At 37.4% G+C, this 24849-nt stretch carries 15 protein-coding genes, 3 rRNA genes and 2 pseudogenes; 5 read left to right on the top strand and 15 right to left on the bottom strand.

Annotated features, from left to right (window positions below):
- Positions 1-34: 34 nt before the first annotated feature.
- From spoIID to I2490_RS05535, 4 genes are all read right to left on the bottom strand, one after another.
- Positions 35-1030 carry a stage II sporulation protein D gene (spoIID, locus tag I2490_RS05550; protein ID WP_206458779.1) on the bottom strand — a complete coding sequence of 332 codons (996 nt, stop codon included), beginning with the start codon at positions 1028-1030 and terminating at the stop codon, positions 35-37.
- Positions 1031-1107: 77 nt separating this feature from the next.
- Positions 1108-2370, bottom strand: a complete 1263-nt coding sequence (gene murA, locus I2490_RS05545) for a UDP-N-acetylglucosamine 1-carboxyvinyltransferase (protein ID WP_206458778.1) — start codon at positions 2368-2370, stop codon at positions 1108-1110.
- Between the two features lie 299 nt (positions 2371-2669).
- Entirely contained in the window at positions 2670-3197 is a 528-nt protein-coding gene (locus I2490_RS05540) for a spore maturation protein (RefSeq protein ID WP_206458777.1), read from the bottom strand.
- Entirely contained in the window at positions 3194-3772 is a 579-nt protein-coding gene (locus I2490_RS05535; RefSeq protein ID WP_206458776.1) for a nucleoside recognition domain-containing protein, read from the bottom strand. The genes I2490_RS05540 and I2490_RS05535 overlap by 4 nt, the downstream gene beginning before the upstream one ends.
- A gap of 157 nt (positions 3773-3929) precedes the next feature.
- Between I2490_RS05535 and I2490_RS05530 the strand changes: the two genes are divergently transcribed.
- Together I2490_RS05530 and I2490_RS05525 are read left to right on the top strand one after the other, a co-directional pair.
- Entirely contained in the window at positions 3930-4256 is a 327-nt protein-coding gene (locus I2490_RS05530; RefSeq protein WP_206458775.1) for a hypothetical protein, read from the top strand.
- Between the two features lie 77 nt (positions 4257-4333).
- Complete coding sequence (locus I2490_RS05525) at positions 4334-4576, top strand: AbrB/MazE/SpoVT family DNA-binding domain-containing protein (RefSeq protein WP_206458774.1); 243 nt, start codon at positions 4334-4336, stop codon at positions 4574-4576.
- Positions 4577-4615: 39 nt separating this feature from the next.
- Here the strand turns inward: I2490_RS05525 and I2490_RS05520 are convergent, their stop codons facing one another.
- From I2490_RS05520 to I2490_RS05480, 9 genes are all read right to left on the bottom strand, one after another.
- Positions 4616-5365, bottom strand: a complete 750-nt coding sequence (locus I2490_RS05520; RefSeq protein WP_245157093.1) for a tRNA1(Val) (adenine(37)-N6)-methyltransferase — start codon at positions 5363-5365, stop codon at positions 4616-4618.
- A gap of 3 nt (positions 5366-5368) precedes the next feature.
- A complete protein-coding gene (locus I2490_RS05515; RefSeq protein WP_206458773.1) occupies positions 5369-6280 on the bottom strand; it encodes a PSP1 domain-containing protein in 912 nt (303 codons plus the stop codon).
- A 23-nt stretch (positions 6281-6303) separates the two neighbouring features.
- Positions 6304-7170 carry a DNA polymerase III subunit gene (locus I2490_RS05510; protein WP_206458772.1) on the bottom strand — a complete coding sequence of 289 codons (867 nt, stop codon included), beginning with the start codon at positions 7168-7170 and terminating at the stop codon, positions 6304-6306.
- A gap of 30 nt (positions 7171-7200) precedes the next feature.
- Complete coding sequence (gene tmk / locus I2490_RS05505) at positions 7201-7833, bottom strand: dTMP kinase (RefSeq protein ID WP_206458771.1); 633 nt, start codon at positions 7831-7833, stop codon at positions 7201-7203.
- 305 nt (positions 7834-8138) lie between these two features.
- Complete coding sequence (gene fsa / locus I2490_RS05500; RefSeq protein ID WP_206458770.1) at positions 8139-8783, bottom strand: fructose-6-phosphate aldolase; 645 nt, start codon at positions 8781-8783, stop codon at positions 8139-8141.
- 72 nt (positions 8784-8855) lie between these two features.
- A complete protein-coding gene (locus I2490_RS05495; RefSeq protein ID WP_206458769.1) occupies positions 8856-10166 on the bottom strand; it encodes an MATE family efflux transporter in 1311 nt (436 codons plus the stop codon).
- 354 nt (positions 10167-10520) lie between these two features.
- Positions 10521-10637: ribosomal RNA gene (gene rrf / locus I2490_RS05490) — 5S ribosomal RNA — on the bottom strand.
- 65 nt (positions 10638-10702) lie between these two features.
- Positions 10703-13592: ribosomal RNA gene (locus I2490_RS05485) — 23S ribosomal RNA — on the bottom strand.
- Positions 13593-13994: 402 nt separating this feature from the next.
- Positions 13995-15514: ribosomal RNA gene (locus tag I2490_RS05480) — 16S ribosomal RNA — on the bottom strand.
- Together the 16S, 23S and 5S rRNA genes form the textbook arrangement of a ribosomal RNA operon.
- Before the next feature lie 1339 nt (positions 15515-16853).
- Here I2490_RS05480 and nhaC point away from each other — a divergent pair.
- On the top strand, positions 16854-18311 hold the full coding sequence (gene nhaC, locus I2490_RS05475) for a Na+/H+ antiporter NhaC (RefSeq protein ID WP_206458768.1): 1458 nt from the start codon (positions 16854-16856) through the stop codon (positions 18309-18311).
- A gap of 169 nt (positions 18312-18480) precedes the next feature.
- On the opposite strand, the pseudogene I2490_RS05470 reads toward nhaC, so the two are convergent.
- Together I2490_RS05470 and glmS are read right to left on the bottom strand one after the other, a co-directional pair.
- A pseudogene (locus I2490_RS05470) lies at positions 18481-19844 on the bottom strand (IS1182 family transposase).
- A gap of 155 nt (positions 19845-19999) precedes the next feature.
- The gene (gene glmS, locus I2490_RS05465; RefSeq protein ID WP_206458767.1) at positions 20000-21829 is read right to left on the bottom strand and encodes a glutamine--fructose-6-phosphate transaminase (isomerizing); all 1830 of its coding nucleotides are present in this window, start codon (positions 21827-21829) and stop codon (positions 20000-20002) included.
- 337 nt (positions 21830-22166) lie between these two features.
- On the opposite strand from glmS, the gene I2490_RS05460 reads away from it, so the two are divergent.
- Together I2490_RS05460 and I2490_RS05455 are read left to right on the top strand one after the other, a co-directional pair.
- A complete protein-coding gene (locus tag I2490_RS05460; RefSeq protein ID WP_206458766.1) occupies positions 22167-23192 on the top strand; it encodes a threonine aldolase family protein in 1026 nt (341 codons plus the stop codon).
- A 163-nt stretch (positions 23193-23355) separates the two neighbouring features.
- Positions 23356-24719 (top strand): annotated as a pseudogene (locus I2490_RS05455) (IS1182 family transposase).
- Positions 24720-24849: the final 130 nt, after the last annotated feature.

Raw genomic sequence — 24849 nt, 5'->3', positions numbered from 1 at the left:
AATTTAAATCTTATAATTAAAGATCAATTTTTGTTTAATAAATTTCAATACCGCTATAATAGTGCTTTAAAATTTCTTTATAATCGGATCCATTTTGCGCCATACCATTCGCCCCCCATTGGCTCATGCCGACACCATGTCCATACCCCAATGTTGTAAATTCGATTGCATTATTATTCAGCTTTATGTTAAAGTTCGCTGAATATAAATTACAGACATCCCGTATATTCCTTCCTTCTAAAACTACATTCCCAACTTGAATTTTTTCGACTCTTCCTCCTTCACTTCGATTTACAATCTTAATGGAATTTTCATTTATTGTACCAAAATTATATTTAGGATAAGCATTCTTTAGCTTTTTTTGAAAATCGCTTATTGATAAAGTAATTTTTTCATTTTGATGAGTAGCTTCTTGCTCATAAGGACTATCAACACTTCGCAAATAAGGAACTGCTGCAACAAATACATCCTCAGAATTTTCTGTTTTTCCACCACTGGACGAATGAAACAAAGGCTGCTCTACTAAACTTCCTTGATAATACATTAATTCTCCTCTTGTTTCCTCTACTGCCTCTTGAATTTTAGGCCAACCAGTTTCCATCCATTCTTCTGATTTTAATTGCAGAAGTTCTTTTGGAGTACGATAGACTTGACAATGCGTGGAATCGCAAAGTGCCGCCATTGGGTGCTCCTTTGGAAATCCACTATCTCCACTTCGTTGAATCTTTGAGATTGCATACGTTCTTGCCGCAACAGCTTGTGCTTTTAAAGCTTCCCTTTCAAAGCTGGATGGCATTTCTCCGGCTACTACTCCGGCTACATATTCTTCCAATGGGACTCTTTCCGTTTGTCCACTTTCTGTTCGAAAAACCATAATTGTTCGATCGTATTTTATTTTTTTCGGAACTTCGCTTCCATCTTCCTTAGGATAGATTGCAATTAAAAAAGAAGGCAATAAAAGCAAACAAAAAACCACCATAAAAGATACTATGGTGGATATTTTTATCAGTTGTATTTTTCCAATTCTCATCACGCACCTCCGGCTTAGTAAATCGTTTATAGCAAACCTTCTTACTAAACCTATGCATGAATAAACCAAAAAATACTTTAATCTTCAATTCTTGTAATCTTTGCTCCAAGTCCTCGCAGTTTTTCCATAAAGAAAGAATACCCTCTTTCAATATGATAAATTTCTGAAACTTCCGTTGTACCTTCTGCCATTAATCCTGCAAGAACTAAAGCCGCACCTGCACGTAAATCCGTAGAAATAACTTGAGCACCTTGTAATTCTCTTTTCCCTTGTATCAGTGCACTTTTTCCTTCCACTTTAATGTTTGCACCCATACGATTAAGCTCACCTACATGCATATAACGGTTTTCAAATACTGTTTCAATTACAACACTTGTTCCTTCAACTGTAGTGAGAAAAGACATGAACAATGATTGCATATCAGTAGGGAATCCCGGATAAGGCATTGTCTTAATATCGGTAGCAATCAGTGGGCGTAAATCTCCACGTACACGCATGCCATCATCTCCATCCTCGATTTCAACACCACATTCAACAAGCTTTGCAATGACTGGCTTAACATGATCCGGTACTACGTTCTTAATTAATATATTTCCTCGTGTCATAGCTGCTGCAACCATAAAAGTTCCTGTCTCAATTCGATCAGGAATCACTGCATGTTTTGTTCCATGCAAATCTTGTACACCTTCTATTTTTATAGTATCTGTTCCAGCTCCTTTTATTTTTGCACCCATTTTATTTAAAAAATTTGCTAAATCAACAATTTCCGGTTCTTCTGCTGCATTCTCAATAATGGTAACACCTTCTGCCAGTGTCGCTGCCATCATGATGTTTTCTGTTGCTCCTACACTCGGAAAGTCTAAATATATCTTTCCTCCCATAAGCTTGTCCACAGTTGCTTCAACATAACCATGCCCTTCTACAATCTTTGCACCTAAAATACGAAAACCCTTTAAATGCAATTCGATTGGTCTTGCACCAATGGCACAACCACCGGGAAGGGATATCCTTGCTTTTCCCGTTCTAGCAAGAAGCGGCCCCATAACCAAGATTGAGGCTCTCATCCTCTTAACCAGTTCGTATGGGGCTTCTTCTGCAATAATTTTTTCTGTTTCAATAAAAATACTATTTTCCGAATAGTCTTCGGTCACCTTTGCTCCGACACTTTGCAATAGCTTGCACATAACATCAACATCTCTCAAAGCTGGTACATCGGTAATTTCACATTTATCTTCTGTTAAAATAGATGCTGCCATAATCGGTAAAACAGCATTTTTTGATCCACTGATTTCTACTTCTCCAAAAAGGGGGCCTGATTTATCAACTAAAAACTTTGCCACTGATTTCCTCCAAAATATTTAAACAACTTTATTCCAATTTAAAATATATTCCTAAAGATTTTCATCATAATTTCCTTATATCTTTGATTATTATACCCATTTTTAAATGGCTTGTCAAAAATTTTAGTAGAATTCTTTAAGAAAATAAAAAATCCGGCTTCAAACTTATGCCAGAAAAATCCAGTCAAATTACTTCTTTAAATAATAAAAAGAAAGAGGCCATAATTTATGCTAAAGAGGGACAAAAAACATATTTCGATGACCTCTTTTCTTTAATAATATTTTAAACATTTTTTGAATCAAATATACGAACAAATCCAAACAGATAAAAAAACTCCAAATATATAAGTGATAATTCCTACAGGCAATGCATGCCGGACTTGTTTTACTCTAGTAACTCCAAAATACAAAGCCAATACATAAAATATGGTTTCACAGCTCCCCATCATTACTGATGCAGCTCTTCCTGTAAGAGTATCAGCTCCTTCTGTTTCCAATATATGCTGCAAATTAACCAAAGCTCCGCTTCCGGATACTGGACGAAGCAATATTAATGATATTAATCCTTCTGGCATTCCTATTTTTGCAAAAATTGGCTTTACAGCATTTTCTAAAAAGTCCATAGCTCCGGAAGAAACCAATGATTCAATTCCTACAAAAATAGCTATAATAAATGGAAGAATTTCAACTGCAGATTGTAATCCCTCCTTTGCACCTTCAATAAAATAATCATAAATCGGTGCTCTTTTTATGATTCCATATCCAATAATAAAAGTAAGCATCGCAGGAATGAAAAATACTGATAAAGCATTTAATATGGAACTCATTCTATATCCTTCCTTTCATAGTACTTACAAAGAAGAATGGATAATATCATCGTTGCAAAACCCACTAAAATGCCCGGTATTATAATGCTTTCTGAGAAAACCGAACCTGTATCTTTTCGTATCTTTAAAACGGTAATAGGGATTAATTGCACCATATTCATATTAACTGCAACAAACATACACATAGCATTGCTTGCGCGCTCTTTATTTTTATTTTCTTTATCTAGTAAAGTCATTGCCTGTAATGAAAAAACCGTTGCGCTATTCCCTGCTCCGAATAGATTTGCTGAGAAACTCATTAATATTGCAGCGATTGTTTCATGATTTTTCTCTTTTGGAAAAAGTAAACGAATAAACGGCTGTGCAAATTTTGCTACTAAATCCATTAATCCAGTTTTTTTTCCAATATTCATAATTCCGCTCCATACAGCCATAATACCAGCTAATCCAATCACAAACTGTACAGCATTGCTGCAGCTTTCCATCAATCCATCTGTAAATGCGCTAAAATTTCCAGTAACACCGGCAAATAAAATTCCAAGGAGTAACATTCCTACCCAAATATAATTCATCATTTTTATTTTGCCTCTTTTCCTATAAGATATCGCGTGCTATTAGAAATCCTATGCGCTTAACTAAAAAAAAATGTTGTAAATTTTGAAACACTAGGCGATAATAAAATAAAGCACATACTACTTGATTAAATTTTTGAAAGAGAAATGGAGCAAAAAAATGAACACAACAATTACTCTTGGCGATGCAGGCATGATATTAATTGGACTCGGAATTATCCTTTTATTATTTTACTGCATTTTATTCGTAAAAAACTTAATTCCCTCAGCCAAATCTTTGGCAAAAATTCTTCAAGATGTAGAGGTCGCTTCGGGTGTTGCTGCGGAAGGCGCAGAGGAAGCAAAAAAAATAGTAACCGATGTTAGTACCTCCGTATCTCTAATTTCTGATATATTAAAAAACAATCAAAGTACAGTTTCGGCTGTTACTAATCTTACAAATGCTTTAGCGGCATTGAAAAACCTGTTAATAAAGCAAAAGAAATAACAGGTTGACTATTATTTTCCAAAATGTTAATATTAGGTATATCTTTTTGGAATAAAATCTAGTAAGGGGGAATTATTATGAAAGCAACAGGCATTGTTCGTAAAGTTGACGAGTTGGGACGTATCGTACTCCCTATAGAATTAAGAAGAACTTTAAATATTGAAATCAAAGACCCAATTGAGATTTATGTAGATGGTGATTATATCTTGTTAAAAAAATATGAACCAGCTTGCGTCTTTTGTGGAAATGCAAAAGAAGTACAAAGAGTACATGATAAAAATGTATGTTCAAATTGCATAAAAGAATTAAAATCTCTATAAAGTAATAAAAAAACTCGTTCTTGACGAGTTTTTTTTTATTTATTTAATTCGCTCATAAATTTTTAAAATTTCTTTTGTATAAGTGCCATTCTCTTCATAAACATACAAAAGATCTTCAAATTTCAATTCCGGTTTTCCGTATTTAACAAAATGAGTCAGTAAAATATTTGGTTTTTTTTTGTAATTAGGGCTAACAAAACGAATATGTTTTGGTTCCAATCTGTGCTTTCTTCCCAAATAACAGATGTCTACTAAACGGCTTGGACGATGAACCAAATAAAAATCGCCCAATTCTTTTAAAAGATATGCAGCAGCTGCAATAAAATCCTCTAATCCAGCAGAAGTTTCATGACGTGCGATTTTCTTATCCTCTTCTACATTCTTTAAACCATCGACTTTCCCCATATAAGGAGGATTAGACACTACTACATCAAAGCTCCCTTTTTCAAGATGCTTATTTACATTTAAGACATCACTGTGTAACATATGCAATCGATCTGACAATTGATTTAATGCAACATTTCTTAAAGCACGCTGATAAGAATCTTCTTGAACTTCAACCCCCCATATATGTGAAGCTTCTGTTTTATGACTAAGAATTAAAGGTATGATTCCTGTTCCTGTTCCTAAATCACATACTCGGCTATTCTTTTTCACTCTCGCATATGAAGCCAAAAGAACCGCATCGATTCCATAACAAAAAGCTTGTGGTTTCTGAATCAAACAAAGCTCTCCAAAACCAATTTCATCTATGCGTTCACCATGCATTAACTGATCTATATCGTTCATTACTTAATCCTCTAATAACTCCTTAATTTCTTCTAACAAGGACGGATCGATTTCCTCTTCCTTTTCCTTGCGGCGTTTTGAATCAACACGACGAATTTTCTCTTTTTTATAAAAATAAAAATCGGTGGAAAGTTTTTCAGGTTTATCTCCTGATTTTTCTTCAAGGATCAATCGAGTTTTAATTTTATTTTCAAGTATATTACAGTCTACCACGAGCGCCATACCATCTTCTGTCTTAATGCGTTCACCAATATCAGGCATACCTCGCTTCAATTCATTGTATACATCATTTTCAAATTTCAAACAACACATCAAGCGACCACAAATTCCGGAAATTTTAGTTGGATTTAATGATAAATTCTGCACCTTCGCCATCTTAATTGATACCGGTTCAAATTCAGGAAGCCATGAATGACAGCAAAGTGCTTTTCCACAGCTTCCAATTCCACCCATCATCTTTGCCTCATCACGTACACCTATTTGTCTTAACTCAATACGCATTTTAAAAACGCCTGCTAAATCTTTTACTAATTCACGAAAATCAACTCGTCCATCCGCAGTAAAATAAAAAATTATTTTACTGTTATCAAACGTATATTCTACATCAATTAGTTTCATTACAAGCTTATGTTTATCTACCTTTTCTTGGCAAAGAGCCATTGCTCTTTGTTTTTTCTTTTGATTTTCTGCATGAACTTCCGCATCTTTCTCATCTGCCAGACGAATTATTTTCTTAAGAGGCTGAACAATTTCTTCTTCATTTACCTCCTTAATATCCGCTGTCAAGGTACCATATTCCATGCCACGCGCCGTTTCTACTATAACATGATTTCCTTCTGAAAGTTCCAACCCATCCGGGTCAAAATAATATACTTTACCGGCTGTTTTAAACCGTACACTTGCTACTTTTACCATATTCTCCTCCAGCCTTATGGCTTCTATTTTAAAGTTTCCAACACCATATGCTTCAGTGCATAAGAAACATTAATATTCTTTTTAAGTTCCTGTCTAGTGGCTTCAATTGCATCAATAATATAATAAATTCTATTTTTATCATACATCTGATGCATTAATTTAAATTCTTCCACTCTTTGTTTGTCAATTAGAAGTGTTTGTTGATGATCATAAGGTGCTAACATCAAATCCCGAAACCAACCTTCTAATGCATCTAAAAAAAGATATGCTTTCTCTCTATTTTCAATAAAAGGTTCCATTGCCTTAACAATTTTATAGAATGGGCTGCCTTTTAAAAGAGACTCTCCAATGCTGCCTGCACCTTCTCGATATTCTAAGAATTCACCAATGTCATCAGAATTAAGATGAATAACTACACAGCGTGATAATATTGTTTTTACTAGATTTTCGATATTTTCAGAAAGCAAAATAATGATAGTTCCTAGTGCTGGTTCCTCCAACGTCTTTAAAAAACGATTTTGTGCACGAAGTGTCATCGTATCGGCATCTTCTACAATTACTACATTTCGGTCACCTACATAAGGCTTCTTTTTTAACTGACTTTGCAGTCCTTCAATTGCTTCATCTTTAATGCTGCTGCCATCTGCACAGACATATATAACATCTTCATGATTATCATGATCTATTTTTTGGCATGAAATACATTGATCACATGCATCCATTCCCGGTTGCTTACACAATACAGCCTTTATAAAATTCTGAGCAAATTTTAATTTATCCATGCATCCATCTGCTTCAAAGATATATGCATGAGAAATCGTTTCATTTTTAATGGATTGTAGCAATCTTCGGATGACCTTTTCATTTCCTTTTATATCCTGTAACGCCATTGTATCAACCCTCTTTTTCAGCGATTAAGTTTATCTCTTGCTATTTGAAACCAACAAGGAATCCATATGCTTACAAATTTCAATTCTTATTTCTTCAATGCTACGTCCTGCATCAATACAAATAATACGTTCAGGATATTGCTTTGAAAGCTCTATATATCCCCTGTATACTTCATTATGATATTCCATTTTTTCTAATTCTAAACGATCCTGCTCTCCTTCCTCAATCCGAGCTTTTCCAATACCTGGATTGAGCTTTAGTAAAAACGTTACATCCGGTAAGCAATCCCTTACAGCTATTTCATTCATGATTCTTACAGAATCTCCTAGTTTTCTTCCGTACCCTTGATAAACAATACTTGAATCCATAAATCGGTCACAAATAACCATACGTCCTTGCTCCAGTGCAGGTTTAATTACCTGGCTTACATGTTGTGCCCTAGAAGCTGCATAAAGTAAAGCCTCTGTGACATAATCCATTTCTTGATTATTCTTATCTAATATTATTTGTCTTATTTTTTCTCCAATTGGTGTTCCACCTGGTTCTCTTGTTATAATGGCATTAAATCCACTTTTCTCTAAATACTTCTTTAATTCTTGTATCTGTGTTGTTTTTCCGGAGCCGTCTGGCCCTTCAAAGGTAATAAACAACCCTTTACTCATGCTGCTTCTCCTTAATGGTATCTACGTTTTCTTTGCCTATACTTTTCAATATGCTCCACTCTTCCATTTTTTATCTTACTGCATTTATTAACCCGTATATATTCGTCCAGCAATTTCTCAAATAAAAAAAACGAAACACATGCAATTGGAATGCAGAGAAGTATCACAAAAACAATTTTAATTATAGTCATTATCGCGCACCTTCTCTTCCTTTGTAATTTTTACTTTGTTATTCTGACAAAATTCCATTGTACCAAAGTTAAGTATAGCATAAAAATGAACCCCAGCCAAACAAAATAAAGCTTTTACTGATTCACCGAAGCCCAATCCTTTTTAAAACGATCAATTCCGATTTCAGTTAATGGGTGATCAAACATTTTTTTTAATATCGTATAAGGAACAGTCGCAATATTTGCTCCAGCCTTTGCAGAATCCGTTACATGAATTGTTGTTCGAATGCTGGCAGCAATAATCTCTGTTTCTATGCTATGGATTGCAAAAATATCTGCAATCTCTTGTATCAATTCAACCCCATTGTTCCCAATATCATCCATTCTTCCAACAAATGGGCTTACATAAGATGCTCCTGCTCTTGCTGCGAGCAGCGCTTGATTCGCCGAAAAGATTAATGTAACATTCGTTTTAATCCCTTCTTTTCTCAAAGCTGTAACTGCTTTCAGTCCTTCTATTGTCATAGGCACCTTAATGGTAATATTCTTATGGATGGTTGAAAGTTCTAAAGCTTCCTTAATCATACCCTTACTATCGTCACTCAATACCTCAGCACTGATCGGGCCATCAATAATAGCAGCTATTTCTCTTACAACCTCTTTAAAATCACGCCCCTCTTTTGCAATCAAGCTCGGGTTTGTCGTAACACCCGATAATATCCCCCAAGATGTTGCTTCTCTTATCTCATCAACGTTTGCTGTATCAATAAAAAGTTTCATAAACACCTCCGTCAATCATTTTATTTTCTCTATTTTATCAGTTGCATTTACTTATATCAAATCATTTTGATATTATAATTTACTATCCTTTTTAAAACTATGTAAAGAGAAACATGAAATTAGAAAGACTAAAAATTCTGTGCTAACAAAAGACAACCAAACACCATTCATTTTAAATGTCATACTAAGAATTAATACACTAGGTACCAGTAAAATGCTACTTCTCATAATTGATATTAACATTGCTTGTTTTGAATTAGACGTTGCACTTAAAAATGCTGTAGATACAATATTTATACCTGCAAAGAAATAACCTAAAAAATATACCTTTAGCCCTTTGTTTGCAATATATGCAAGTATGTTGTCACATTCACTATTAAAGGCAGCAACAATCGTGCTTGAAAAGCAGAAGACAGTTAAATAAATGAATAAAGACAGAGAAAAGGCTGTTATTATCCCATATTGTAAAATAGATCTTAATGATTTTGTATCATTCTTTCCATAATATTCACTTGCCAAAGGCTGTATTCCCTGTGCAACTCCAGTAAAAACAGCAACGGCAATCAATGCTATATTGGCAATAATTCCATAAGCTGCTACTCCAGTGTTTCCTTCAATTCGCAAGATAACTAAATTAAATGTAATCAGTGAAATTGCAGATGCTAATTCTCCTATAAAAGAAGAAAATCCAAGTAAAACAATATCTATTATTATAGAAATACGCACTTTGCACTTACAGATATGAAATCCTTTTTTCTTATTCATAAAATGCAATGAAAGAACGCCCAAGCTAATAACCGGTGAAAGCCCCGTTGCAAAGGCTGCACCAAAGATACCCATTGATAAAGGAAACATAAAAATATAATCCAAAATTATATTTGAAAAACTATTGATAAGCATCGCTGTCATTGATAACTTTGGATTATTATCATTACGAATGAATGCAAGCAAAATATTATTTAATACAAAGAAAGGAGAAAAGCTAAGGATAATTGTCAAATAAATTTTCGTTAATGGTAACGTCACTTCATCAGCACCAAGTCCTACCGATAAAGGTTTAGTAAAAAAGATAGCTATTGTAACAAAAAATAAAGAAACCAATGCACCAATCAATAAGGAATGAACAAAAATGGAATTGCTCTTTTCACTCTTTCCATTATTTTTTAAAATAGAGAAACGTGTTGCACCTCCAATGCCAATCATTAATCCTAACCCTTGAAGTATACTAAAAATAGAAATACTAAAATTTAGCGCTGCTAATCCGGCGGTACCTAATGATTTAGCAATGAAAAACGTATCTGCGAGAATGTAACAGGATAATCCAATCATACCGATAATATTGAGACTTACGTATTTAATAAAATTTTTTATTAGATTATGCATAGTGCCTCCTATGTACAAAAAAAAGAAAAAATCAGTCCTTTTTCAAGAACTGCTCTCACTTACTAGCCTGCTCAATTTATAAAATAAATTGTCAGCAGACTTATGCAAGAAATTCACAAAGTTATACTTTGTAGAATTTTACTGCTAAAACTAGCAACGTGCCTCTACTAGGCACTCTTCCGCTCATTTCATTCGCTTCGCTGTCCTGTTTTAACATTCTGTCCAGCATTTTAATGCTGCTGACAGAATTTAGGCTAGAAAATCATGAATCTTGATTCATAGATTTTTATCGTCTTTTGCTTTACATTCATATGAAAAAAGCGAACCTACTTTTGTAAGTTCGCTTTTTTGCAAAACTGGCGACGTCCTACTCTCCCAGGCAGCTGCCCGCCAAGTACCATCAGCGCAAAGGAGCTTAACTACTGTGTTCGATATGGGAACAGGTGTGACCTCCTTGCTATAGTCACCAGATTTTTTTGAAGGTTAGTACCCTCAAAACCAAACAATGTAATCTTTTTACTTCTTACTTGAAACCATTGGTCAAGCGTTCGACCTATTAGTATCGGTCAGCTGAATATGTTGCCATACTTACACCTCCGACCTATCAACGTGATAGTCTCTCACGGGTCTTATCAGTAAACTGAAGGAAATCTATTCTTGTGGGGGGCTTCGCACTTAGATGCTTTCAGCGCTTATCCCGTCCATACTTAGCTACCCAGCCGTGCCCTTGGCAGAACAACTGGTACACCAGAGGTATGTCCATCCCGGTCCTCTCGTACTAAGGACAGCTCCACTCAAATTTCCGACGCCCACAGCGGATAGGGACCGAACTGTCTCACGACGTTCTGAACCCAGCTCGCGTACCTCTTTAATGGGCGAACAGCCCAACCCTTGGGACCTACTTCAGCCCCAGGATGAGACGAGCCGACATCGAGGTGCCAAACACCCCCGTCGATGTGGACTCTTGGGGGGTATAAGCCTGTTATCCCCGGGGTAGCTTTTATCCGTTGAGCGATGGCCCTTCCACTCGGAACCACCGGATCACTAAGCCCGACTTTCGTCCCTGCTCGACTTGTAGGTCTCGCAGTCAAGCTCCCTTTTGCCTTTACACTCTTCGCGCGATTTCCGACCGCGCTGAGGGAACCTTTGGGCGCCTCCGTTACTCTTTAGGAGGCGACCGCCCCAGTCAAACTGCCCGCCTGACACTGTCCCAGTACTGGATTACAGCACGTGGTTAGAACTTCAATGTTACAAGAGTGGTATCCCAAAGGCGGCTCCTCTAAAACTGGCGTCCTAGATTCTTAGCCTCCCACCTATTCTGTACATGCAACACCGAAATCCAATATCAAGCTGCAGTAAAGCTCCACGGGGTCTTTCCGTCCTGCTGCGGGCAACCGGCATCTTTACCGGTACTACAATTTCACCGAGTCTATTGTTGAGACAGTGCCCAGATCGTTACGCCTTTCGTGCGGGTCGGAACTTACCCGACAAGGAATTTCGCTACCTTAGGACCGTTATAGTTACGGCCGCCGTTTACTGGGGCTTAAGTTCTGTGCTTCGATTGCTCTGACACTTCCCCTTAACCTTCCAGCACCGGGCAGGCGTCAGCCCCTATACATCAGCTTTCGCTTTAGCAGAGACCTGTGTTTTTGGTAAACAGTCGCCTGGGCCTTTTCACTGCGACCACATTTCTGTGGTTCCCCTTCTCCCGAAGTTACGGGGTTATTTTGCCGAGTTCCTTAACAATAGTTCTCTCGCTCGCCTTAGGATTCTCTCCTCATCTACCTGTGTCGGTTTGCGGTACGGGCACCTACAATCTCGCTAGCGGCTTTTCTTGACAGTGTGAAATCAGTTGCTTCGGTACTTTATTTCCCTCCCCATCACGCCTCAGAATTGTTACGGCGGATTTGCCTACCATAACTCCCTTGACGCTTAGACACGCTCAACCAACGGCGTGCTCAACTTATCCTTCTGTGTCCCCACTTCGCTCAAACGATTTTCGGTGGTACAGGAATCTCAACCTGTTGTCCATCGCCTACAGCGTTCGCTCTCGGCTTAGGCCCCGACTAACCCTGAGTGGACGAACCTTCCTCAGGAAACCTTAGATTTTCGGCGGGTAGGATTCTCACCTACCTCTCGCTACTCATGCCAACATTCTCTCTTCTGTACAGTCCACCATACCTTACAGTACAGCTTCTGCCCGTACAGAATGCTCCTCTACCAATTGCATACGCAATTCCAAAGCTTCGGTAGTAAGTTTTAGCCCCGTTTATCTTCGGCGCAGAGCCACTCGACTAGTGAGCTATTACGCACTCTTTAAATGAGTGGCTGCTTCTAAGCCAACATCCTAGTTGTCTATGCAGCTCCACATCCTTTTCCACTTAACTTACATTTTGGGACCTTAGCTGTTGGTCTGGGCTGTTTCCCTTTCGACTATGAAACTTATCTCACATAGTCTGACTCCCAAGTATAATACTGCGGCATTCGGAGTTTGATAGTCTTCGGTAACCGGTGAAGGCCCCTAGGACATTCAGTGCTCTACCTCCGCGTATCTTACCTTGAGGCTAGCCCTAAAGCTATTTCGAGGAGAACCAGCTATATCCGAGTTCGATTGGAATTTCACCGCTATCCACACGTCATCCCAGCCTTTTTCAACAGACATGGGTTCGGTCCTCCATATCCTTTTACGGATACTTCAACCTGCACATGGATAGGTCACCCGGTTTCGGGTCTACAGCATACAACTCGACGCCCTATTCAGACTCGCTTTCGCTTCGGCTCCGGTGCTGAACACCTTAACCTCGCTGCATACCATAACTCGTTGGCCCGTTCTACAAAAAGTACATGGTCACTTGCGCTCCCATTGCTTGTAAGCATAAGGTTTCAGGTTCTATTTCACTCCCCTTCCGGGGTTCTTTTCACCTTTCCCTCACGGTACTATTCTCTATCGGTCACTAGGTAGTATTTAGCCTTGGGGGGTGGGCCCCCCTGCTTCCCACCAGGTTTCACGTGCCTGGTGGTACTCTGGTGCCACTCTTTACTCGATTTATTTCGTCTACAGGACTTTTACCTTCTACGGTCGAACTTTCCAGATCGTTTCGACTATAAATCTTGTAAGTGATGAGTGGTCCACAACCCCGGATAAATCCGGTTTGGGCTCTTCCCCGTTCGCTCGCCGCTACTGAGGGAATCGATGTTTCTTTCTCTTCCTCCGGGTACTTAGATGTTTCAGTTCCCCGGGTTACCTTCTCTATACCTATTTGATTCAGTATAGGATACTTGCGCATTACCACAAGTGGGTTGCCCCATTCGGAAATCTACGGATTAACGGTTATTTGCACCTGCCCGTAGCTTATCGCAGCTTGTCACGTCCTTCTTCGGCTCCTAGTGCCAAGGCATTCACCTTATGCTCTTATTCACTTGACCTAAGTGAATCGTCCACTGAGTAATTATGGACTAATTTTAATACTATGTTAAAAAACTTAGTAATTTTCTGGTTTCTCGGTTAAATTAATTTGAAATTGTAGTAAACCCTATGCAGTTTTTTCCTGAACATTCGTTTCCGAATTGCTCTCGAAAAGACTGTCTTAGTTTTTACTTACTGTTTTGCTCTTGTCTTTCGACAAGTGCTCTCGATTTCGTCTTAATTTGAATTTTAAGATTTACATTGTTCAGTTTTCAAGGTACATAACTTACACCTTGCGGTGTATGGTGGAGAATAGAGGATCGAACTCTGACCCCCGCGTGCAAGGCAGGTGCTCTCCAGCTGAGCTAACCCATATATAAAATATATATAAACTCATAGTGTAGAAATTGTAGTCTCCTTAGAAAGGAGGTGATCCAGCCGCACCTTCCGATACGGCTACCTTGTTACGACTTCACCCCAGTCATTGATTTCGCCTTAGGTAACCTATTACTCGGCCAACTTCGGGCGCCCCCAACTTCCATGGTGTGACGGGCGGTGTGTACAAGACCCGGGAACGCATTCACCGCGACATTCTGATCCGCGATTACTAGCAACTCCAACTTCATGTAGGCGAGTTTCAGCCTACAATCCGAACTGGGACCGGTTTTAGAGTTTTGCTCCTTCTCACGAGATTGCTTCTCTCTGTACCGGCCATTGTAGCACGTGTGTAGCCCAGAACATAAGGGGCATGATGATTTGACGTCATCCCCACCTTCCTCCGAGTTATCCCCGGCAGTCTCACTAGAGTGCCCAGCCGAACTGCTGGCAACTAATGACAAGGGTTGCGCTCGTTGCGGGACTTAACCCAACATCTCACGACACGAGCTGACGACAACCATGCACCACCTGTCACCTCTGCTCCGAAGAGAAGTCTCGATTAAGAGACGGTCAGAGGGATGTCAAGCCCTGGTAAGGTTCTTCGCGTTGCTTCGAATTAAACCACATGCTCCGCTGCTTGTGCGGGTCCCCGTCAATTCCTTTGAGTTTCACACTTGCGTGCGTACTCCCCAGGCGGAGCACTTAATGCGTTAACTACGGCACCGAAGGATCGCTCCCCCGACACCTAGTGCTCATCGTTTACGGCGTGGACTACCAGGGTATCTAATCCTGTTTGCTCCCCACGCTTTCGTACCTCAGTGTCAGTTACAGTCCAGAAAGCCGCCTTCGCCACTGGTGTTCCTCCTAATATCTACGCATTTCACCGCTACACTAGGAATTCCGCTTTCCTCTCCTGCACTCAAGCCATGCAGTTCGTAAGGCTAACAATGGTTGAGCCATTGCCTTTCACCCCACGCTTACATAACCACCTACGTACTCTTTACGCCCAATAATTCCGGATAACGCTTGCCCCCTACGTATTACCGCGGCTGCTGGCACGTAGTTAGCCGGGGTTTCCTCCAAGGGTACCGTCATTTTTTTCTTCCCCAAGGACAGAGCTTTACGACCCGAAAGCCTTCATCGCTCACGCGGCGTTGCTGCATCAGGCTTGCGCCCATTGTGCAATATTCCCCACTGCTGCCTCCCGTAGGAGTTTGGACCGTGTCTCAGTTCCAATGTGGCCGATTACCCTCTCAGGTCGGCTACTGATCGCTGCCTTGGTGAGCCGTTACCTCACCAACTAACTAATCAGACGCAGGCCCATCCCATACCGATAAATCTTTGGCGAAAGTGTCATGTGACACTCGCGCGTTATGAGGTATTAATCCCGGTTTCCCGAGGCTATCCCTCTGTATGGGGCAGGTTGCCTACGCGTTACTCACCCGTCCGCCGCTTTCCGCTCAATCATTCGACCGAAGTTTCATTCATGAGCTTCTCGCTCGACTTGCATGTGTTAGGCACGCCGCCAGCGTTCATCCTGAGCCAGGATCAAACTCTTAATAAATTTGGTATCTAAACGCTCCTTACGGAGCCTTCAAATCTAGCTCAGCCAAACGCATTGCGTTTCGCTTCTTTTTTTCATTTCATATTTGCATACGAATCTGAAATTATTGTTTTTAAGAAATTGTACGAAGATCCATCCAATTCATTGAATGTTTCTTACCAATCTTTTGCAGATTGTTTTTGTACTTAAGTCTTTTTCGTCTCTGTCAGTTTGCACTGTTTCGACGTTTGAGATTTACTTAAAAATCTCTTTGACTCAATTTCTACACTATGGAGTTTTCAAGGTTCGTGAACCTATCTTCATTTGTGCAATGCGCAAATGCCAGAAGGCTCTGGACTGAAAAATCACAAACTTTAATTTGTAGATTTTTATCGTCCGATGCGCTTTTTTCAAGCGCCGCTCCGTCTTGACGGAACTTTTTTAGTATAACCCACTTGCTTGTCTTTGTCAACATCTTTTTTATTTTTTTCAAACTTTTTTCGATGTTTTCGCGATTTTTGTTTTTTGTTGTCTCGCGTGACAGCTATATTAGAATAGCAAAGTATTTACATTCTGTCAACCGATTTTTTATACTTTTTTTATTTTTTTTGTATTTTATCTTATGATACATATTTTTGATATTTTTCCTTCCTTTATATATATAGTATTTTAGAAAACTTTTCTCTTATATAAATCCCTTGGTCTTCCTATATTATGATTCAAAAATATTCTAACATATTAAGGAAAAATGTATAATCACTATATTTTTATACAAATTTATTTAGCATTATTCCTTAAAAAAATACTTTTTACATTCCTATTTTTTGTCTGGATTATTGATAAATTATATCATTTTTATTTATTTCGATAAATAACAACCCAGTTTCAATTAAATTAGACATAAATTTAAACATAGCACAATCCGTTGACATATAATATGTGGACAAGTATACTTGCTTCATAATATTAGAATTTTCAAATAATTCTTTTTGCCTTTTGCTACATTAATGTATAAAGAGAGGGGTGACAACTATGGTATAACAAAATATGATACTTATTTTGAGCATTTACATAATTATATTTGAACCACTTAAAGCAGTTTTTGGCATTAATAAGAATAATTAATATCTACACAAATACTATGTATTAATAGACGGAGTATCTAAAAAAATGCAATTATTTTTCCATCCGTCGCCCTACCATTGCTTGTGTTTTCTCAACTATCGGAAGAAACTGATAATTCGATATATATTGACAAATCAATAATTAATGGTATAATACACATGTTGGTAGGTCCTCAACACATTTATATTTTACTTATTTTATCTTATCTCTTTTTATCTCAAGGAGGAAAAAAACTATGGGTAAAAAAATTCCTATGTGGCAGATTGCCGTTGTAATGATCATTACAATTGCACTTCTGATTTATTCCATTGTCTTTACTAGTTATGGCGAATTACACATTCCTTTAATCATCGCAGCAATCGTAGCTGCAGGCGTAGCCATCTCTAATGGTTGGAAATGGAGTTTCTTAGAGCAAGGTATCATCTCTAGTATTTCCCGTTCAATGCAATCTTGTTTAATTTTATTAACTGTTGGTATTCTAATCGGTACATGGAAAGCTGCCGGTGTTATTCCGGGAATGATCTATTATGGATTAAATATCATTTCTCCGGGAATTTTCCTTGTAACCGCTTGTCTACTTTGCGGTATTGTTGCTCTAGCGATCGGAAGTTCTTGGTCGGTAGCAGGTACCGTAGGTGTAGCTATGATTGGTATCGCTGTTGGTCTTGGTATTAACCCTGCTATCGCAGCTGGTGCTGTTGTATCCGGTTCTTACTTCGGTGACAAAATGTCTCCACTATCCGATACAACGAACTTAGCTCCTACTGCTGCAGGTGCAACTTTATTTGATCATATCCAGCATATGGTTTGGACCGTAACTCCTTCCTTACTTATCGCTCTTGTTATTTATGGTATTCTTGGTATGGGTAAAGGTGGCGGCGAAGTCGACATGAGTACCGCCAACATTTTACAGGATGAAATTTTAAATGAATTTTCAATTTCTCCAATCTTATTAATCGCTCCAGTTCTTCTAATTGCAATTGTAGTATTTAAGACTCCTGCGCTGCCTGGTTTAATTGGCGGTATTGCCGTTGGTCTCATCTTCATGGTTACCATGCAAGGTATTCCGGTAGGCGATTGGTTTACAATTATGCACTATGGATACGAATCCATTAGTGAAGTTGCTTTAAACGATGATTATACAGTTGCTGACCTTCTTGGCGGCGGCGGTATGAAATCTATGCTCTGGACAGTAAACTTAATCTTGTGCGCTATGACCTTTGGTGGCGTTATGGACTGCACAGGTATGTTGGCTGCTTTAGCAGAAGCACTGTTAAAGGTAGCAAAGAGTACTGGTGCATTAGTAACCGTTACAGTATTCTCTTGTCTCTTTGTTAACATCATCGCTTCTGACCAATATCTAGCTATTATTCTTCCTGGTCGTATGTATAAAGAAGCGTTTGAAGACAAAAAACTCAAAGCAAAGAATCTTTCCAGATGCTTGGAAGACTCCGGAACCATTACTTCAGCATTGGTTCCATGGAACACTTGCGGTGCTTCCATGACAAAGTTCTTGGGTGTTGAAACATTTGCATATGCACCATATGCATTCTTAAACTGGATTAATCCACTTGTCTCCATCTTCTATGGATTTACTGGAATCTCTATGGAAAAGATGACAGACGAAGAATACGAAGCTCTAATAGAGCAAAGAAAATTGGATGCAGAAATTGCTGCAAAATCTATGGAGTAATCTCTAACAAAGTTATTAAATTAAGGACCTAATAAAAGGCGGTGGTAAAAACCACCGCCTCAGACTGTAGACAAAATACCTTGCTAAATTTATATTCTTATAATTTCTGCAAGGTATTTTCTATTTTTTCTATAAAGCTTTTAAAAAAAGAAAAAATAAAAGGATATCTCTATGCCATTTGATTCCTTCTTTCAGATTTATGAATCCATGTTGCTAGTTTTTTTAGATTCATGGACGCAAAAAGAAGATTCAGTTCCATTTCTATCTTCTGAATCCCTCGATATTGTGTATAACGCATATTATGTTTTTCTTTTGCATCTGCAAAGACTCGCTCAATGGTTTGACTCCGTAGTTTGTAAAGATCTCGATACTTTGGAGTATGACGAATGTCCTCACATTGCTCTATGTAGTTTTCCCATATATGACGTGTGACTACTTTTACATGGTCCTTACTTGCTGTGCATTCTGATAAGGAAGGGCAACTCTTGCAAATTTCTCCTTTACTCTTATATTCCCGATACCCTTCTCTATTTGTTGTAGTATAGTTTAACACTTGGTTTTCTGGGCATACAAAGCAATCATAGTATTCATCATAAGCATATTCGTGTTTTTTAAAATAACCATTTTTTGTCATAGGTCGTTTGTATGGTAGGATAGGAATTCGTTTATCTTTGAGTATTTCTCTAGCAATTGCAGGTGTTTTATATCCGGAATCCATTACAATATTTTTTACACCTTTATATCTTTTTACTTTTTCATAAATCTTTGGGAATGCAACTGAGTCATGTACATTTCCTGGATTTGTATGAAAAGCAAGTATGTAATTGTTTCGATCGCAAGCTACATTTGCAGCATAAGCAAATACTACCTTATGCTTTCCTTTATGAAATACGCCGCAATCCGGATCTACGGTACTTTTCTTGATTACTTTTGTCTTTTCTTTGGCTTCCGTTTTTTTTTACAAGCTTGTTTTCCTCGTTCAATGCGATCTTCGTTAATTTCTTTCATTAGTTCTTTTTCATAGTATTTAACGGATTCCAAAACGGTTTCTTTTTCACTGTTATGGTTATTTGCACTTGCTTTAATATGTGTACCGTCAATGAAAATGCTTTCTGAATTAATGAATTCATATTCCATAATTTCAGCAATGACTCTTTGAAAGATTTGTTCGAATAAGTCAGTATTTTGAAACCGACGAGAGTAGTTTTTACCAAAGGTAGAAAAGTGAGGAATTTCTTCCTCTAAACTATAACCAAGATACCATCGATAAGCTACATTCGTTTGAATTTCTTTAATGGTCTGCCTCATGGATCGAATACCAAAGGTATATTGAATGAGGGTAATTTTAATTAAGACGACAGGGTCGATGCTTTCTTTTCCCACATCAGAATACAAATCTTTTACAAGGTCATAAATGAAAGAGAGATTAATCGCAGTATCTATCTTACGAATAATATGATCTTGTGGAACAAGAGAATTCAAGGTTACCATTTGAAATTGATCACGACCTAATAAATCTTTCTTACCCATCATAAAGCAAATACCTCCATGTATTTATACATATATTTTACCATAAATACAATAAAATGTATTACATTATGTAAAAAAAACTGTAGGCAAAGATAGAGATATCCTTGTCTACAGTCTGAGGCGGCGGTAAAAACCACCGCCTTTTATTTTTTATTTTTTTATTCAACCGTAACACTCTTAGCCAAATTTTTTGGTTTATCAATATCACAGCCTCTTAACTTTGCAATATGATATGCTAGGATTTGAAGAGGAATTACGGACAACAACGGAGTAATCTCATCCATACATTCAGGAATATAAATTACTTTATCCGATTGGCGTTCAATTTCTTTGTTGTTTTCCTTTGCAAGCCCTACAACATAAGCGCCTCTTGCCTTAACTTCTTGAATATTTGATAACATTTTCTCAAACAATGCATCTTGCGTTGCAAGTGCAATTACCAAAGTATCCTGCTCAATCAAAGCAATCGTTCCATGTTTTAATTCTCCTGCAGCTATAGCAAAAGAATTAATATAGGATATTTCTTTTAGTTTTAAGGATCCCTCGTAAGAGACACCTACATCAGGTCCTCTTCCAATAAAGAAAACTTGTTCTTGCTTATACAGCTCTTTCGCCATGTTAAGAATATTTTTTTCTTGATTTAATATCTGCTTTATCTTATCTGGAATATCTTTTAACTCACTTACATAATGATTGTATTGTTCCACTGGCAAGCAGTCTTTTGTTCTCCCCATATAAAGTGCAATCAGATACATACACACTAATTGTGTTGTATAAGCTTTTGTCGAAGCAACTGCAATTTCCGGACCTGCCCACGTATAAAAAACATCATCGGATTCTCTAGCAACGGAACTTCCTACAACGTTAACAATTGATAAAATTCTCGCACCCTTACGCTTTGCTTCTCTTAATGCCGCTAAAGTATCAAGGGTTTCTCCTGACTGACTTACTGCAATGAATAATGTCTTATCATCTACAAAAGGATCACGATAACGGAACTCAGAAGCAACATCAATTTCTACCGGAACCTTTGCTAGCTTTTCAATAATAAATTTACCTACCATACCAGCATGGTATGCCGTTCCACAAGCTACGATATAGACTTTATTAAAACGCTCTATATCTTCTTTTGTCATACTAATTCCGTCTAGATTAATTTCATCCTTCTCGTTTAAACGTCTAGTTAATGTCTCAAAAATACCTTTTGGCTGCTCATAAATTTCCTTAAGCATAAAATGATCATAGCCTTCTTTTTCGGCTGCATCTGCATCCCAGGTTACATGAAACACATCACGTTTTACTTCTTGACGCTCTGCATTGTATAAGGTGACCTTATTTTTTGTCAATACCACAGTTTCATTGTTCTCAATTAAATATATCTTTCGAACATGCTTTAACAATGCCGGAATATCAGAAGCTATAAAATTACATCCTTCACCTAATCCTACAACCAACGGACTATCTTTACGAACAGCTACTAATTTGTCTGGCTCTTTGCTGCATACGACACCTAAAGCATAGGCACCTCGCATCTTTTCAACTGCTTTATAAACTGCATCCGTTAAATCACCTTCATAGAATACACTAATTAAATGTGCAATTACCTCTGTATCGGTTTCGGAATTAAAAACAATGTCATGATCTTTTATAAGCCATTCCTTTAATTCCACAAAATTTTCGATAATGCCATTATGCACAACTGCAATTGTCTTATTCAAGTTAGTATGGGGATGTGCATTTACATCCGACGGTGCTCCATGTGTTGCCCAACGGGTGTGTCCTATTCCGATAGAACTGCTTAAATTCTTTTCCGAAATGGCATCCTCTAAATTAGAAATACGACCTTTATATTTATGCACTTCTAACTTTCCATCCTTGCAAAGAGCAATTCCAGAAGAATCATATCCTCTATATTCTAATTTTTTTAATCCATCTATAATAATGTCACAAGCATTTTGATCGCCTACATAACCAACGATTCCGCACATATTGTGCCCTCCTTATCAATTATAAAATACTACGACGCTTTTGTCCCAGCAGTTACCTGTAGGTTTTATTCCGTCGTTAAGGATTCCTTATTGAACCCCAGGGGCATCCGCCGAACATTTCGATACTCCCCTGTCCTCGTCAGCTTTTTTATTTTTTTCATAAGCTCTGGCGCTTTTTTTAGATAATTTTTCCGTCCCCCCTTTCGTTATCTATAACATTATATAAAAAAAACTGTAAAAATACCAGTAATTTATCAACCTCTCTTAATCTTATTGCGCGGTTTGGCTTAGAATATGCTATACTTATTTTATACAACTACGATGGAGGTATTAAATTATGTATAGTTTTATTTGTGATTACAGCGAAGGTGCACATCCAAATATTTTAAAAGCACTCGCTGATACCTGTTATGAACAAAACGAAGGTTATAACTATGATCAACATTGTTTAACAGCTGCAAAACGAATTAAAGAAGAAATCAAACGGGATGATGTAGATGTTTATTTTTTACCGGGAGGGACTCCAACCAATCTAATTTCGATTACAGCTTGCTTACGTTCCTATGAAGCGATCATTGCACCAAGCACTGGTCACATTGAAGTTCATGAAACAGGTGCAATCGAAGCCGCTGGTCATAAGATCCTCCCTATTGAAACACCAGATGGAAAACTAACGCCATCACACATCCAGAAAATTTTAAATGGGTTTGAAGATGAACATACAGTTCGAAGAAAAATGGTATTCCTCACAAATCCAACTGAAAATGGTACAATTTATAAAAAAGCTGAATTACAAGCAATTCGAAAAATTTGTGATGATAACGATATGTATCTTTATATTGACGGGGCTCGTCTAGGCTGTGCCATTATGGCAGAAGGCAATGATGTTAAGATGGAAGACTTACCTGAAATTGCTGATATTTTCTATATTGGCGGCACAAAAAACGGCGCACTTATGGCTGAAGCATTAGTCATTGTAAACGACAAAATCAAGCCTGATTTTCGTTTTCATATTAAACAAAGAGGTGCTTTAACGGCAAAGGGCAGTGTTCTTGGAATTCAATTTGAAGAATTAATGCGCGATAACCTGTATTTTAAACTAGCAAAGCATTCCAATGAAATGGCACAAAAAATGGCGAAAGAACTTGAAGGATTAGGTTTTTCTTTTTTAACTCAATCCCCAACCAATCAAATCTTTCCTATATTACCAAACTCCATCATTTCAGAATTAGAAAAATCATATCAATTCTATATTTGGGAAGTCGTCGATCATGATCACAGCGCGATACGCTTAGTTACCTCTTGGGCAACTCCAGAAGAGAAGGTAGATCAATTTATAAAAGATTTAAAACAATTTATTTAACAAATTAAATAATGATATAAAAAAATCCCCCTTTTAAAAGGGGGATTTCAGACTGTAGACAAGGATATCTCTATCTTTGCCTACAGTTTTTTTTACATAATGCAATACATTTTATTGTATTTATGGTAAAATATATGTATAAATACATGGAGGTATTTGCTTTATGATGGGTAAGAAAGATTTATTAGGTCGTGATCAATTTCAAATGGTAACCTTGAATTCTCTTGTTCCACAAGATCATATTATTCGTAAGATAGATACTGCGATTAATCTCTCTTTCATTTATGACCTTGTAAAAGATTTGTATTCTGATGTGGGAAAAGAAAGCATCGATCCTGTTGTCTTAATTAAAATTACCCTCATTCAATATACCTTTGGTATTCGATCCATGAGACAGACCATTAAAGAAATTCAAACGAATGTAGCTTATCGATGGTATCTTGGTTATAGTTTAGAGGAAGAAATTCCTCACTTTTCTACCTTTGGTAAAAACTACTCTCGTCGGTTTCAAAATACTGACTTATTCGAACAAATCTTTCAAAGAGTCATTGCTGAAATTATGGAATATGAATTCATTAATTCAGAAAGCATTTTCATTGACGGTACACATATTAAAGCAAGTGCAAATAACCATAACAGTGAAAAAGAAACCGTTTTGGAATCCGTTAAATACTATGAAAAAGAACTAATGAAAGAAATTAACGAAGATCGCATTGAACGAGGAAAACAAGCTTGTAAAAAAAAACGGAAGCCAAAGAAAAGACAAAAGTAATCAAGAAAAGTACCGTAGATCCGGATTGCGGCGTATTTCATAAAGGAAAGCATAAGGTAGTATTTGCTTATGCTGCAAATGTAGCTTGCGATCGAAACAATTACATACTTGCTTTTCATACAAATCCAGGAAATGTACATGACTCAGTTGCATTCCCAAAGATTTATGAAAAAGTAAAAAGATATAAAGGTGTAAAAAATATTGTAATGGATTCCGGATATAAAACACCTGCAATTGCTAGAGAAATACTCAAAGATAAACGAATTCCTATCCTACCATACAAACGACCTATGACAAAAAATGGTTATTTTAAAAAACACGAATATGCTTATGATGAATACTATGATTGCTTTGTATGCCCAGAAAACCAAGTGTTAAACTATACTACAACAAATAGAGAAGGGTATCGGGAATATAAGAGTAAAGGAGAAATTTGCAAGAGTTGCCCTTCCTTATCAGAATGCACAGCAAGTAAAGACCATGTAAAAGTAGTCACACGTCATATATGGGAAAACTACATAGAGCAATGTGAGGACATTCGTCATACTCCAAAGTATCGAGATCTTTACAAACTACGGAGTCAAACCATTGAGCGAGTCTTTGCAGATGCAAAAGAAAAACATAATATGCGTTATACACAATATCGAGGGATTCAGAAGATAGAAATGGAACTGAATCTTCTTTTTGCGTCCATGAATCTAAAAAAACTAGCAACATGGATTCATAAATCTGAAAGAAGGAATCAAATGGCATAGAGATATCCTTTTATTTTTTCTTTTTTTAAAAGCTTTATAGAAAAAATAGAAAATACCTTGCAGAAATTATAAGAATATAAATTTAGCAAGGTATTTTGTCTACAGTCTGAAATCCCCCTTTTAAAAGGGG

Source organism: Anaerovorax sp. IOR16, assembly GCF_017168145.1.
GTDB lineage: Bacteria > Bacillota > Clostridia > Peptostreptococcales > Anaerovoracaceae > IOR16.
Note: the sequence above shows the minus strand (reverse complement) of the source record. Positions and strands in the feature narration are given on the sequence as shown.